This is a genomic window from Sediminitomix flava (assembly GCF_003149185.1).
GTDB classification, from domain to species: domain Bacteria; phylum Bacteroidota; class Bacteroidia; order Cytophagales; family Flammeovirgaceae; genus Sediminitomix; species Sediminitomix flava.
Map to the genome: position 1 here is coordinate 13781 of NZ_QGDO01000004.1, position 15857 is coordinate 29637.

Annotated in this window: 11 protein-coding genes; 7 read left to right on the forward strand and 4 right to left on the reverse strand. The window is 36.0% G+C overall.

The features are described from left to right. Positions 1–35: 35 nt before the first annotated feature. From BC781_RS15625 to BC781_RS25500, 3 genes are all read left to right on the forward strand, one after another. The gene (locus BC781_RS15625; protein WP_109619465.1) at positions 36–2810 is read left to right on the forward strand and encodes a phosphoenolpyruvate carboxylase; all 2775 of its coding nucleotides are present in this window, start codon (positions 36–38) and stop codon (positions 2808–2810) included. A 201-nt stretch (positions 2811–3011) separates the two neighbouring features. Further along, entirely contained in the window at positions 3012–4436 is a 1425-nt protein-coding gene (locus tag BC781_RS15630) for a PP2C family protein-serine/threonine phosphatase (protein WP_109619467.1), read from the forward strand. Positions 4437–4589: 153 nt separating this feature from the next. Further along, positions 4590–4766, forward strand: coding sequence for a hypothetical protein (locus tag BC781_RS25500; protein ID WP_158281499.1), 177 nt, complete (start codon positions 4590–4592; stop codon positions 4764–4766). A gap of 170 nt (positions 4767–4936) precedes the next feature. Here BC781_RS25500 and BC781_RS15635 read toward each other — a convergent pair whose 3' ends face one another. The 4 genes from BC781_RS15635 to BC781_RS15650 form a co-directional block, all read right to left on the reverse strand. Then, positions 4937–8047 (reverse strand): GAF domain-containing protein, encoded by a 3111-nt coding sequence (locus BC781_RS15635; RefSeq protein WP_109619469.1) that lies wholly within the window; start codon positions 8045–8047, stop codon positions 4937–4939. 563 nt (positions 8048–8610) lie between these two features. After that, positions 8611–9687, reverse strand: coding sequence for a cytochrome d ubiquinol oxidase subunit II (cydB, locus tag BC781_RS15640; RefSeq protein ID WP_109619471.1), 1077 nt, complete (start codon positions 9685–9687; stop codon positions 8611–8613). Between the two features lie 42 nt (positions 9688–9729). After that, positions 9730–11109, reverse strand: a complete 1380-nt coding sequence (locus BC781_RS15645; protein WP_109619473.1) for a cytochrome ubiquinol oxidase subunit I — start codon at positions 11107–11109, stop codon at positions 9730–9732. A gap of 39 nt (positions 11110–11148) precedes the next feature. Beyond that, positions 11149–11604 (reverse strand): hypothetical protein, encoded by a 456-nt coding sequence (locus BC781_RS15650; RefSeq protein ID WP_109619476.1) that lies wholly within the window; start codon positions 11602–11604, stop codon positions 11149–11151. Between the two features lie 397 nt (positions 11605–12001). On the opposite strand from BC781_RS15650, the gene BC781_RS15655 reads away from it, so the two are divergent. From BC781_RS15655 to BC781_RS15670, 4 genes are all read left to right on the forward strand, one after another. Then, positions 12002–12556, forward strand: coding sequence for a CAP domain-containing protein (locus tag BC781_RS15655; RefSeq protein ID WP_109619478.1), 555 nt, complete (start codon positions 12002–12004; stop codon positions 12554–12556). Between the two features lie 192 nt (positions 12557–12748). After that, a complete protein-coding gene (gene dtd, locus BC781_RS15660; protein WP_109619481.1) occupies positions 12749–13201 on the forward strand; it encodes a D-aminoacyl-tRNA deacylase in 453 nt (150 codons plus the stop codon). Positions 13202–13281: 80 nt separating this feature from the next. Beyond that, positions 13282–13848: an RNA polymerase sigma factor gene (locus BC781_RS15665; RefSeq protein ID WP_109620186.1), complete on the forward strand. Its 567-nt coding sequence runs from the start codon at positions 13282–13284 to the stop codon at positions 13846–13848. Next, entirely contained in the window at positions 13829–15589 is a 1761-nt protein-coding gene (locus tag BC781_RS15670; RefSeq protein ID WP_109619482.1) for a porin family protein, read from the forward strand. Before BC781_RS15665 ends, BC781_RS15670 begins: the two co-directional genes overlap by 20 nt. Positions 15590–15857: the final 268 nt, after the last annotated feature.

The window sequence follows — 15857 nt, forward strand, 5'->3', positions numbered from 1 at the left end:
TTAACACAACATCAAAAACTCTGTCTTTTAAAAAGATGAACAAAAAGGAAAGTAAGACTACACTTGAGATCATTAAGGAAAAGGTTGGTAAACCTTATGACGACCTCACCTTCTTATTAACTTGTTTAAAAGAAGTTTTAGAAGAAAATGGCGAAAAAGAGTTAGCTAACCAAGTGCCTTGGGTTAATGCTAATCCTTCATCTCAAGTTCTCGACGAACGTTTAATTCAATTATTCTCTTTGTGCTTCCAGTTACTGAACACTGTTGAAGAAAATGGCGAAGTACAAAACCGTAGAAAATCTGAATCCAAAAATGGATTGACTACAGAAGGTCTATGGGGAGCAAGATTGAAAAATCTAAAAGACGCAGGCTATTCTGAAAAAGAAATTGCTGAACACTTAAAAAATATCACAATTGAGCCTGTTTTAACAGCTCACCCTACAGAGGCGAAGCGTACTACTGTCTTGGAGCATAATCGTAATATGTATCTGATGATGGTAAAACGTGAAAACCAAATGTACAGCACGTACGAGCAAAATCAGATCAAAAAAGAGATCAAGACTATGCTTGATACCTTATGGCAAACAGGTGAAATCTTCATCGAAAAGCCAAAAGTATCTGATGAGCTTCGTAATATCCTTTACTACTTAACAAATATCTTCCCTACGGCTCTTCCGCTATTGGATATCCGTTTGGCTCAAGCTTGGGAAGATGCTGGTTTCGATAAAAAACTAATTGAAAAAGTTACAGACCGTCCTAAAATCTCATTTGGTGACTGGGTAGGTGGTGACCGCGATGGTAACCCATTTGTAACTGATACAGTAACAAAACATACTCTTTCAGAGCTTAGATTGAACGCGATTATCCATATCCGTGAGTCTATGCTTGAGCTTATCAAACGTTTGAGTTATTCGAAAGAATACACTGAAATGCCTAAGAAATTCATTGACCGTATCAATGAGATGCGTACAGAATTAGGTAGTCAAGCTGATAAAGCTCTTGAAAGAAACAGAGGTGAAGCTTACAGACAATTCTTAGGACTATGTCTTTTGAAACTTCCTATCAAGATTGATAACCACAATATCGAGCTTGCGGAGTCTGATACTTCATACTTCTACTCAAAAGATCTTTTGAACGACTTGAACTTGCTTCAAGATGTTCTTATCGAGAAAGGTGCTAGAAACGGAGCATTAGTTTATGTAAACAATACAATCCGTGTTGTTGATACTTTCGGTTTCCACCTTGCAAAACTTGATATTCGTCAAAACTCATCTTTCCACGACAAAGCAATCACTCAATTGATGAATGCTGCAGGTATCGAAGGTAACTTCGAGGAGTGGAACGAAGAGAAAAGACTTGTATTCTTGAACAACGAGCTTCAGTCTAACCGTCCATTCTCTTACAAAGGTGCTCCTCTTGAAAAAGAAGCGCAAACAGTAAAAGAGTGCTACGAAGTAATCGCTGATCAAGTAAACAAATACGGGTTGAACGGTATTGGTGCACTTATCGTAAGTATGACTCGTAGTGTATCTGACCTTCTTGCAGTATTCGTTCTTTGTAGAGAAGTTGGATTAACTGTTCAGACAGAAGAAGGACTTGTATGTAAATTACCAGTAGTTCCATTATTTGAAACTATCGAAGATTTACAACAATCTCCTCAGATCATGGAGAACTTCCTAGATCACCCACTTACTAAGCGTAGTCTTGAGTACCAACGTAAAGTGAACGAGTGGACCAAACCTCGTCAAATGATTATGGTTGGTTATTCTGACTCTAACAAAGATGGTGGTGTTATCGCGTCTCAATGGTCACTATTCCACTCTCAAGACAGATTGTCTACCGTAGCCAAAAACAGAGGCTTACACATGACATTCTTCCATGGTAAGGGTGGTTCTATTAGCCGTGGTGCAGGACCAACTCACATGTTCCTTGAGTCTCTTCCTCCATCATCTGTAAACGGTTATATGCGTTTGACAGAGCAAGGAGAAAGTATCGAGCAAAAATACTCGAACAAGATGACTGCTTGTTACAACCTTGAGCTTCTTGCAGCTGGTTCTGCTGAGGTGACAATCAAAGGTGATAACGACAAAGAGAACATCTACCCTTATACGAAAACGTTCTCTTGGATGGCAGAAGAAAGTAAGAAAACTTACGTAGAACTTCTGAACCACCCTAACTTCATCAAGTACTTTGCTGAAGCAACTCCTATTGATGCAATTGAGTCAAGTAGAATTGGTTCAAGACCAGCTCGTCGTACTGGTAAACGTACACTAGGTGACTTGAGAGCTATTCCTTGGGTATTTAGCTGGAGTCAATCTCGTTGTAACCTTACATCTTGGTACGGTGTAGGTAGCACGCTAGAGAAATTGAAGAAAGAATTCCCATCAGAATTCAAAGCGATCAAAGATGGTGTGAAGAAAGATCCACTTTTGAAATATGTTTTCAATAACATCGACACTAGTTTGGAAGCTACAGATGAAGACATCATGAAAGCTTACTCTGAACTAGTAGAAGATGCTAAAGTGAAATCTTCAATCTTCAAATTGCTTTCTGCTGAGTTGAAGAAAACAAGAACAATGTTGAAAGAACTTCTTGTTGATTCATTCGAAGCTCGTAACCCTGAGTCTTTCTACACAAACAAGTTGAGAAAAGAGACTCTAGATCAAATTCACTACAAACAAATTGATTTGTTGAAGAAGTGGAGAGCTATGAAAGTGAAAGGAGATAGCCAAAAAGAGGAAGAGCAAATGCTATTCTATCTATTAGGTTCTATCAATGCGATTGCAACAGCACTTCGCACAACTGGTTGATACTTAACAAATAAGTATAAATATAAACCTAAGCCGCTTTGGCTTAGGTTTTTTTTATACTTAATTCTAATAATTTAGACTGTTAATATTATCATACTTTTTCTTTATTTAATTATATTTGAGGGAAAACAAAGTGTACACATAGAGAGGGTATATACATTTTGTGACACTTACTACTTCATCATTTTTAGAAATCTCAATATGCCTAATTCAAATAAGGTTCTACAAACGTATGACCTATCTAATCAGTTTGAATCTGATCAAGAACTAAAGAAAGCGGGCTTGCTAGATAACTCTCTTTTATCTTTAGGAGGGGCAAGTTCTCTGCACATTTTATTCTTTTACCTAACAAAAAACACTACTGGGGCAATTATCACGGCATCTTTTGCTGTAACGATGTTTTGCATTTTACTTCTTTCGAAAAGAGGACTTATACCTTTTCGAATGCTTAAAACATTGTACCCACTACTTTTACACCTACTTGTAATGAGTATCATTGTCATTACGGGAGGACTGGCTTCACCTTTCATCATTTGGTACGGAATTGTCTTTAGTGTTTCCTATTTCTATGGCAGTCTCAGAAAAGGAGTAATGTGGGTAATTATTGGACTTATACATATCTCTGCCATAGGGTTAATCGATTTCTTAGATGTATGGGAAATGAAAAACTATGGGCTAGCTCGTTATTACACAATCACGAATTACTACTCTGCTTTCCTTATGCTTTTATACCTAGGAAAAGCCTTTTATCAATACGAACAATGGCACATCAATAGTCAGCTAGAATTGACGGATTTAAATGATGAGGTTATTGCCCAAAACGAAGAACTACAACAGCATAAGGAGGAAATTCAGACCCAAAATGAGCGCCTTGAAAAATCACAGACTACGCTAATTTCAAGTTTGAATTATGGACGAAAAATTCAATCGACTTTACTGAACTTTCAGTTTAATTTAAAAAATAGTTTCGATGAGTCTTTTGTATTCCAACGCCCTAGAGATATTGTAAGTGGAGACTTTTACTGGTGTAAGGAAATTGACAATAAAGTAATCGTAGTAGTTGCTGACTGTACAGGACATGGTATTCCATCAGCATTCTTGACCATAATAGGTGCTACAAATCTCAACCAAACAGTAACGGGTTTTGGACTTACAGATCCTTCTAAGGTTTTAAAATCATTGGATAATATGATTATTCAAGATTTAAACCAAGACAGAGATGAAGGTATGGATATGGGTATTATAGTGCTTGACAAAACTAATGGCAATGTCACTTATAGTGGAGCAAACACTCCTCTTTACCTTATAAGAAACTCAGAAATTGAACAAATAAAAGGTACGAGAGCACCTCTTGGTGATACAAAAATTAAGGATAAGTCTTTTGAGAATATAAAAATCCAACTTCAGAAAGGAGATCAACTCTACCTTGCATCGGATGGATTCCAAGATCAATTTGGAGGCCCTAATGATCGAAAATATCTGAAAAAACGATTTAGAGAAATGCTATTAAAATATAGTGATCTTCCAATGAATCGTCAGAAAATGAAAATAGAACAAGAATTTACTCAGTGGAAAAATACTCAAAAACAAACTGACGATATTCTAGTTCTTGGTATTAAATATTAAATAGCTAACAACAGACTTACAGGGAGTTATAAAACACAAGAGTCTCTGACACTCACAATAAAATTTAATAATTCAAATATTTTTAAAATTTCATTGTCTATATAGCTCTACGAGTTGTCTATAAAGTAGGAGAAAGATAAATACAATAGTGTGATGACATTCAGATTAAAAAAAAATAAGCAATTGCCTCTTTCATTTGAGAATGCACAGAGAGCAAAAACATACAATGTAAACTTCGAAGACGTGGTAAAAAAAGTTGAATCTTTCATTGAAGAGGAATCAACTAGAAATAGCCAAGAGCTTAAGAAGAAGTTTGCATCTTACTGCTAAGAAGAGAATAACCGTTTATGAGAAAAACAAAACAAAAGCCTTTAGACAACTCCAATCCTAACAAATGTCTAAGGCTTTTTTCTACTTGAAAATTACAAAGCACTAAAAAATTAAAGCACCAAGAATATTCTTGGTGCTTTTTTATTTATGATCAATTCGAAAATCCTATTTTATGCTTCAGCCTCTTCTATAACTACGGTCTCCCCTAGTTCTTCTTCAGAAAAACGCATACCTACTACCAAGATATCATCCGTTTGAACAGACTGTCTTTCCATCCATTCCATCAAGTTACGACGAAGCATTGTACGTTGCTTGTCCATTGGTTTAGATGAGTTATCAATCAATAATTGCTTGAAGTTTTTCATCATAAACTTACGACCATCTTCACCACCAAACTGATCGGCGTAACCATCTGAGAACATGTAATAGTTCGCTTCAGGATCAATAGTCAATGTATGTTTTGTAAAGCTTTTACCTTCATGATATTTCTGAAGACCACCAATAGGCATTTTATCACCTTTGATTACTTCTAGCTCACCATTCTTAATGATGAATAAAGGATTTTTCGCTCCTGCAAACTCAAGTGTGCTTTCTTTTTTATTGATCACACAAAGCGTCATATCCATACCATCTCGGCTTTGGCTATCAGCATCATTCTGATTCAAACGCTCATTGACTTCTTTATTCAGCATGTCCAAAACAAGCTCAGGAGATTCAATACCTCGAATATTGATTGTTTCATTCAACAGGTCATTACCAATTACGGACATGAATGCACCTGGAACCCCGTGACCTGTACAGTCAACCGTAGCCATAAAGATTTTATCACCACGCTCACTAAACCACAAGAAGTCTCCGCTTACAATATCTTTTGGTTTAAAGAATACAAAAGATTCATTAATCAACTTCTTCACCATAATACGGTTTGGCAATACCGCATTTTGGATACGTTTTGCATACTTGATACTTGATGTTACTTTCTGAGAAGTAGCATGTAGTTCATCTTTCTGACGTTCAATTTTCTCATATGACTCTGCATTCACAATTGCTGTTGCTGCGTAAATTGCCATATTTCGAAGAATGTCTAGGTGATAACTGTTATAAGCATTCGGATTGAAACTTTGTACAGTCATTACACCAATAATCTTATCCTTTGTTTCTAGAGGTAAATAGATCAAAGATTGTGTATCTCTACCTTGAACAGGTTTTGCTGCTGTCTCAATGTAATTATGATACTCCTCAATATGATTATTCATAAACACCTCTTTTCTGTTCTTCACAGACCAAACAGAATAGCGTAACATATCATTGAGATCATGATAGAAGAATGGAAGCTCCGTTCCATTTTCCATTGCACCATTGAAATCAATTCTATTTTTGACAGGGTTTAAGATACCAATACCGAAAGCCGATACATCCATGATTTCTTGAAGCTTGTCATATACTGTTCGGATAATCGCTGAAGTAGAAAGTGTCGTCGAAATTGTAAGACCAATTGTTGAAAGCATCTTTACATCACTAAATGATCTTTCTACACGGTCTCTTTGCGCTTCGATTTCCTCTTTTTGGTTCAGGATTTCCGAAGTACGCTCCATTACAATTTCCTCCAAGCTTTCATAAACAAGGGCGTTATCTAGGGCAATACCAACGTACATACTCATTGTACGGATGATATTGATCTCTTTTTCTGAAAACGCATTCGTTCTAAAATCTTGTACCGTGATTACCCCTACAACTCCTTCTTTACCTCTTAGAGGAATAAAGATAGCTGATGATGGTATCTCACTCTCGTCTCTGTTTGGAAGGGTCGCTTCTGGGAGATAACGATTCAATTCTTCTTCCAAGTCACGAATGACAATCTCCTTACCTTCTGAGAATGCAAGTACCGACAAACGATCCTTTTTAGAAATATCATAATAGAATGGAGATACTCGCTTACCGTTTTCAAAAGTAATTGGAACATCAATACGATTGTGCTTTTCATTGTAAATACCCAATGAGAACAATGGCATTTTAATGAGATGACTAAGGTGTTTATAAACCGTCTCTACAATCGTTTCAATAGAAAGGTGAGAAGTAATATCCTGTCCAATTTCACCAAGCTGCTTGATGGTATTGTAAGCATCTTCCAATTCCTTTCTATAATCCTCATTCTTTTGTGTCTGAATATCAAGAAGAGAAGCATTTTCCAAGGCTATTCCTACGAACTTAGAAAGAACCTTAAGCATTTCAACATCTCTTGCCGAATATGCATTCTTCTCGACACTCTGCGTTGTGATTACTCCAATCTTACGATTTCTGTAAGTAATCGGAATATAAATAATAGATTGAGCTGACTGCCCAACCACAGGTGTTATCTTTTCTTGATTTGGTAGATAATAGTTAAGTTCTTCTGCAATATCTCCAATCAGAATTTCTTGTTGTTTCTTCCAACAAAGAACTGCCAATTGGTTTTCATCATCTAATGAAACCGCATTGTGAGGAAGTACCTCACCTTGTTCAATTGTTGAAGGAAACTCAATTGTATTTTTGCTCTCATCAACGAGTCCAATATCAAAAATATTGGCATCCATCAATGAGTTCACCTTATTATAAGAGGTACGAGTCAACATCTCCATTGACTCACAGTTGATAATATCTTCACCAAGAGAGGCGAACAATTTGAATTGTTCTTCTATTGCTTTAGCCTCTTGCTCTTCACCTGTTTTTACTTCTTTTTTCTTAGGAATGTAAACTGGATTATTGAAACTCGCAGTCTCACTATCCCTTAAGCTTTCATTGATCAGAACATTTTGTAGAGTAATAGCGATCTGAGGAGACAGCATTTCAAGCAATGCAAATTCTTCATCAGCTATTGGCGTTTTCTGACTGTTCTCTACATAAATATATCCTACATTAAGATGCTCGTTTGTCAGAGGAAGACAACCTACCGTATGAGGTTTTTTCAACTTGATATACGGGTCATTACTGAAATGAACAGTAAGCTGTGTCTTTGTCAATAAGACTGGACGAGGTTTACGGTGCAACTGAGAAATAATACTCAATGGCAGATCATCTGGCAATGCAGGAAAAGAACGCTCCATAAGTACTGGCAACTCATCTTTATTCTGATAAGCTTGAATCAGAAAATGGTCACCAGAGCGAGTGATCAATTTAATTTTCTCAATGTTAGTGTGAGACAGTATGTTTCCTAAAACAGACTTAGTAAGTCCTTCTAGAGATACTTCCCTCGAAAACTGCTGATATAGCTTGAGTACATCATTTAGTTGCCCGTTCTTCATCTATTTATAGTTTATCTAATGGTTCTAGCCTTTGTAAAAAATACCTTCTCTTACTTAGTACCTAACGTTAAGAGACTTTAAAATAGTGTAATAATGATATTGAATATATGAAGAATTCAAAAAGATAAAAAGATGAAACCCAATTAGCTTACGAAATAATTTCACCTAAATAAGTGATAATCACAGAAAAACACATTTAATTTAATGTAATACAATTTTAAAATAAACATAAACGTATTCGGTAAAACACCTTAACACAACCTAATTACGCACTGAAAATCAACAATGTGTAATTAAATATTTGAGAATAATCAAACTAAAAAACATCGTATTTACTCTCAAAAAGAATAAATTTTCACTCAAAAAAAGTATAAATATAAAATAGTAAGTTTTATTGTCGACTACATAATGTTAGGAGATGTTTCAATGAAATATTCTGTTATTTTTTTAGTCTACTCACCATAAAAAAGTGTTTTAGGGGAAATAAAATCACTACAAAAAAGAAACTCCCCTATCCTAATAAATAAGAATAGAGGAGTTAAAATTTATATCAAATATATCTTTTAATAACTGTTTTCATCTAGTTGTGTCTTACCTCTAAATACCCAATAAATTGCAATGGTATAAGACAACACAAAAGGAATTCCGACTAATGCGATATAGAACATGGTCTTCAGAGTCTTTTGAGATGACGAAGCATTGTAAATATCCAAACTATAAGTCGGATCAAATGTAGATACAATCATATTTGGGAAAATCCCTAGTGCAAATAGACCTACCATCGCTCCAATAGATAAAGCTGAAGAAATAAAACCTTGATGCTCTAGACCTTTCACCAAACAACGATGGATGTTCAATACTGCAAGCCCATTAAGAATCACAATAATCCAAGCTGTTATTGAAACGAATGTATCGTAATGATCGATCAGTTCATGTCTACCTCCTATATAATTGATTTTCCCAAATGAAAAGTTTGCAATCATTTCTGGATGTAGAAACAGTGTATAGCCTGTCACAATGATATAGAAAATGATAAAAATCCAGTAGACTTTCATAGCCCATTGTTTCACTTGTTTTTGAAGTTCTCCCTCTGTCTTAATGATCAGATAAAGCGATCCATGTAAAGTGAATACAGTCAAGACAAAGAAACCAATCATAAGTGCATAAGGATTTAATAGCTCCATAAGCGTACCCTGATATTCTTTATCTGCACCTATATTTATACCTGTAACGGCATTACCGATAGTAACACCAAAAAGTGTAGCTGCAATTGCCGAACTGATTGAAAATGCAGCATCCCAAAATTGACGCCAGCGTCTGTGCGGTTCTTTAGACCTAAATTCCATGGCTACAGCCCGAAAAATTAGAGCTGCCAAAAGAAGCATAAAAGGAATATAAAAACCAGAAAAGGCAGTAGCATAGACATGTGGAAAAGCCGCAAATACAGCACCACCAGCCGTAATAAGCCAAACCTCATTACCATCCCAAACAGGGCCTATACTATTCATCACAATGCGTCGGTTATGATCTCCTTTGGCTAAAAGGTGCAATGCTCCAACTCCCAAGTCAAACCCATCAAGTATGGCGTATCCAATAAGTAAAACACCAACTAAAATGTACCAAATTACATTATAATCCATTTGCCGAATTGTTTTTGTCTTAAAATAATACCGTCTAGCTTCTTACTCTTCATCTTTATCTTCAAACATGTCCAATCTTTCTTTTCTGTGCGAGTAACTTGTTACCGCATCTTCTGGTCCATGTTTAATTTCTTTATCTAGGATGTATATCCATGCAAAAAACAAGAGAAGGTAAATACAGAAAAACATGATAAGAGAGAATAAAACCTCTTCTGCTTTTACTGCTTTTGAGAGTGCATCACTTGTACGCAAAATATCTTGTACAATCCAAGGCTGTCGCCCTGCTTCTGCCGAAACCCAACCAGCTTGGTTAGCGATTACAGGTAATGGCACCGAGAAAATCAGAATATAAATGAGCCATTTCTTTTCATGTAAATTCTTACGTTTCAGTGCTAGAATAGAAAAAGCTGTAAGTGCGATGAACAACATTCCTAGCCCCACCATAATGTGGTAGGTCTGAAAAACGAGATTGACATTGGGCCAATCTTCTTTCGGAAATTCTTTTAAGCCAGGTACTTTATGATCAAAATCAAAAGCGATCAAGAAACTAAGCATTCCTGGTATCTCAATTCCGTATGTTTTTTCAGTTTCAGGATCCGTCCAACCAATCACATACATTGATGCATGATCCGTTGATTCATACAATCCTTCATAAGCTGCTAGTTTAGCAGGTTGATATTCTGCTACCACATTTGCATGCTCATGCCCAAGAACGGGTTGAAGAAGTGAAGCCACTAGCGCTACACCCAATGCTATTTTTATAGATTTATATGCTAGATCTAAATGACGATTTTTAATGATGTAATAAGCAGAAATACTTATGACTAGGAATGCTCCCTGTACAAATGCACCATTTACGGTATGAGCAAAACGAATAAGGGATGAAGGGTTGAAAACCATTGCCCAGAAATCTGTAATCTCAGCTCTTGCTTCAAGTCCTGTACCTACAATTTCGTAAGCTGTAGGTGTTTGCATCCATGAGTTAGCTACTACAATCCAGAAAGCTGACATAGTAGAACCAAGCGCCACCATACATGTTGAAAAGAAGTGAGTTCGCTTAGAAACCCTATTCCATCCGAACAGCAGAACTGCCAAAAATCCTGATTCTAAGAAAAAGGCAAAGATACCTTCTGCTGCTAGTGGCGACCCAAAAATATCACCTACATACCTTGAATATGTAGCCCAGTTTGTTCCAAACTCAAATTCCATCACAATACCTGTGGCCACACCAATAGAGAAAGTTGTCGCAAAGATTTTTGTCCAAAATCTCGCCATATTTTCATACACTTTCTCATCAGTTTTCAGATACATTCCTTCACAAATCACCATAATTAAACCCAAACCAATACTAAATGGTGGGTAGATATAATGGAACATGATTGTGAAGGCAAATTGGATTCGGGAAAGTATTTCTACATCCATTTCAAAAAAGGTTAAATGTTAATTTAATTGGAGTTGAGTTTATACGTTTTCTATAAGTTCTTGAAGTTTCTTAAGTACTTCTTTGGACTGGAATATGAGTTCATTAGGATATGTAGGAAGTTGTATCTCATGTTTAGTTTGTTCGTTTATTACTAAAAGATGTTGTCCATTTGTGGCTACCAACTCTTTCCATAAGAATTTGAGTTCATTGAAACTCGTCCCCTCAGAAGGATTGATTACAACCCACACGTTCTTTTCCGACCTTAGAATTTCCTTGACATGCTGGAGTAAAAGATCATCAGAGAAATTGTCAACATCCAATACTGTTAATTGAGGAAAATTCTCTTTTAAAGACTTCACCAACTCAGACCCAAATACCATTTCATTCTCTTTCAATAAATGGATATGAAGTAGAAGATCAGGTTTTAGAATCGAAATCGGTGATACCTTCTTCTGAGAAGTCCTCTTGGATACGAAATTGTATTTCGATTTCATGTGAATAACATTTTTACAATAAATATATCCCACGAACCATATGATAAAGGCTAAGTATCTTAAAGATTCTTTTTATCATACAATTCGATGTGGTGCTGAGAATAATTGCGCAAATCTCTAAATTTATTCTCATTTTAATCGTACACATTTAAATTATTGTAAGATCTTTATTTTTTATTGTCCATTTCTTAGACTTAATTGTCTTTTCATAGAATGATTGAAGGAAGTTTTTCAACAGACAACTTTTAATAATTCACTCAATCATCTACGTCTGTAATAAGCAATGTTCTTTCTGCATAAAAATCAGTGAAGTTCTGTCTAATATTGTCTCTGTTACAGATCAAAGTGGGGATGGAATAATCATAATGAATATCGAAATAATTACTAGCAAATTGAAATGAAGTCTTTTTTCTTAAAAAGAATAGGGTATTTCTTATTACTAATACAACTAGCTGGGTGTGGCGAGTTGCTCTTTGAGAGTGATGAACTGATTAGCCATCAAGGTTGTGCTACCGGAGATGAATTTCCGAGTAGTGAGTTTGAATCAAAAGAATTAAATCTTTTTGACCAAATCAATGCATTGAGAGCATCTGAAGGTTTGGCTACATTTACTTGGGATGAAGGACTTGTACGTTCGGCAAGGTATCATGCACAAGACATGGCGAAAGATGATTATTTCAATGTGGATACTTATGACCGCGTTGATGGACAATTAGAATTGCAATGTACCCTCTCCGAAAGAATTGTGCGTTTCAACCAAAACGCAAAGGGTGAAAATATAGCTTTTCTTTTAAGCTCTCCTACAGAAGTCATTCAAACATGGTTAGACGAGGAAGGCTTTCGCGAAAATCTTTTATCACCAGTTTACCAAGCTGTAGGTATCGGGTATTACTCGGTCACTCATCAGTCTAAAGAGATTCAATATTGGGTTATGGATGTTGGTATCCGATAGCCAAAAGTTTATAAATGATATTTATTGACCTTCCTAATTCTTATTAGGGAGGTTTTTTTTGTGAATGTGTGTGAACTATTTAGAAACAATAGTATCCAAAGCCGTTTTTATTTGTGAACAGACTAAATAGAGCAAACACCACATTTGTATTTCATACAGAAATCATAGTTAGAAACAGTAAAACGAATTAAAATGATAGCAGTAATTCAACGAGTTAGTGAAGCAAGTGTGCGTATAGAAGGTAGTGTGAAAGGACAAATCAATCAAGGTTTTATGATTCTTCTTGGTATTGGTCACGACGATACTGAAGAAGATATTGATTGGTTAACCAAGAAAATCACCAACCTACGTATTTTTCAAGATGATGCAGGAAAAATGAATTGCTCACTTATTGATATTTCTGGAGAAATATTACTAATCAGTCAGTTCACGCTTCATGCTAGTACCAAAAAAGGTAACAGACCATCTTTCATAGAGGCTGCAAAACCAGAAATTGCAATTCCTCTTTATGAACAGATGATCAAAACTCTTGAAGCAAAACTGGGCAAATCCATTCAAACAGGTGAGTTTGGAGCTGATATGAAAGTTTCACTTGTGAATGATGGCCCTGTGACCATTACGATTGACACAAAAAACAAAAAATAACTACGAACCCACTCCAACGCTTTATGGATGAAGCGTGTCTATATCAGTGACTAAGGGGAAGATGAATCATTATGACAGATATGCAAGTAAGCAATGGCTACACCGAAGAGCAGATTCTGGAAGGCTGTAAAAATAACAGCCGAAAATTTCAGAAAGCACTTTACGATTTGTACTCGGCCCGACTTATGGCCGTAGCCGCTCGTTATGCTCATACAGATGAAGATGCTCATGATATCTTACAAGAAGCTTTTATTAAAATCTTCAAAAAGATAGATACTTTCAGAGCAGAGTCACATCTATATGCTTGGATGAAACGTATCGTTGTCAATACAGCGTTAAACTTTCATAGGAGCAAGCTGTATACACAGCCAATGGTAGACGTGAACGAAATGTATGATCTTGCTGAGAAGGAGTATACCATTAGTCATTTCAGTTATAATGAGTTGAAGGATATGCTTCAAAGTTTACCCGATGGTTGTAGAATGGTTTTTAACCTCTATGCCATTGAAGGATATAAGCATAAAGAAATTTCTTCTATGTTGGACATTAGTGAAGGCACTTCAAAGTCTCAGTATGCGAGAGCAAAGAAGTTGTTACAGGAGTTGATTGAAAAGGCGAATCGTAGTTATGAATACAGCCAAAGATAATTTCGGAAAAATATGGAAAGAGGCATGTGAAAATGCCAAACTTCCTCCCGATGAGTCTTTGTGGAATCTCGTACTTGATCGTTTATCTAATAGTAAATGGCAAAAAGCACTTGAGGAAGGAAAGATTCCTCCAAATCAGGAGCTATGGAAAGAAATCACACATCAACTAGAAGCCATCAAATGGCAAAAGACAGTTGAAGAAGCTGACCTTAAACCCAAAAAGGATTTATGGGATAGCATCAGTGATGAATTGGATGCCTCTGAATGGAGTGAAAAACTTGAGGGAGAGAATAAAATCCCTAAAAAGGATTTGTGGACTAGCATCAGTAACGAACTTGACGCATCCGAATGGAGCGAGAAGTTTGAAGATGAGCAATTACAGCCTAAAGATGGAATGTGGGCAGCTATTTCCGATGACTTGGAAACTTCTGAATGGTCTGAAAAACTTGAAAATGAAGAGTTACAACCAGATTCTTCACTTTGGAATAAAATCGAATCAGAATTACCTCAGGAGTCAAAATCAAAGGTAGTTGTATTCCCATGGTGGAAAAGTATGGCTGCCGCTGTAACCTTGATTGCAGTTGGTACAATAGGCGTGCGCTCTTTAACAGGAGATAAAATAGAACCTGCTATTTCTACACAAGAAGTTGTAAAAGAAAATCATCATCATCAGATTGTAGAACCTATGTCTGCTCCTATCATTGAGGAGAAAGCATTAGAGTCTGCAATCAAAGAAAATGAATATGTAAAGGTTGCCTCAGCTAAACCTCTAAACACAGTAAATACGCCAGTAGCTTCTCAGAAAGCTAGACAGGCATTTACTCAAAACAATGATGCTGAACCTCCAATTTTTACAGATTCTAATGATATACTCGCTCAAGCTTCTTCAAACCCTCAAGAAAATACACTTGCGGTAAATAAAGTGGAAAAAGCGAACCTTAGAGAAATCGTTCTTTATAAAAGGTATTCGCTCCAGTCATCTGAAGCAGCACAAGTAAATGCTAATGCCTATTATTCGGCTTTAGATCGACTTGAAAAAGTAAATGAAGAAAACAAAGATGGTAAGTTCTATGCTGGTCTAAACCTAAACTCAACCGCTTTTGATTCTAAACTTACTGGTGGTAATTCCTCTGTAGTCATGGCGACTTCAAATATGCCCGAAACATCGGCTTACGGAACACCAATGCTGACAGAAGTTAACCAGAGTACGAAGCCAGCAATATCAATGAGGTATGGACTAGAAGCAGGTATGCACTTGTCTAAAAAGTGGGTTGTAGAGACAGGGCTTATCTATGGTAACCTTGGTACGACAGGTACTTCTGAAGCAGTTTCTACATTTAGAGCTAGTAGCGAGGGTGCTGAACAATTTTCAGTGACAAATACCACAAGTTACGATTATGTATACAACTCATTCTCTGTTCCATTGAAAGTTGGATATGTCATCGGGAATAAGAAACTGAGAATGATCGTAAAATCGGGTATCAATACCGAAATCATCTCAGGAAATGAATTAAAGGTTAATAGTTTAACATATCAGAACGGGGCACCCGAGTTAAAACCTTATTATTTCAATGGTGTTATCGGTAATGAAATCAACTACCGATTTGATCAGCGATTTAACATTGGTATAGAAGCCAATTATGAATTCGGATTTGATAGAATTACAGAGAGTAATTTCGACTCATATGGTAATCCAAATGCCTATAACTTTGGGGTAAAACTCAAATACCTTATTCATTAATTAATATCAAATTATATAAAAATGAAGTGAAAATTACAGATGTAGTTTTCACTTTTTTTTGTGCCTTATTCTATCTAAACGTAATTATTTCTATAGAATAATGTATGATTTTAAGCAGCTGAATTGAATTTCAATCATTTGTAATTATCACAGCAATAGAATGATTTATTTTCGGGCACAGAGAAAATTACAAATTACACCAAATAGTACAAGACAAGAGTTTCTAACTATAGATATAACTATTACAAGCCTAAGAATTCAACTCTTT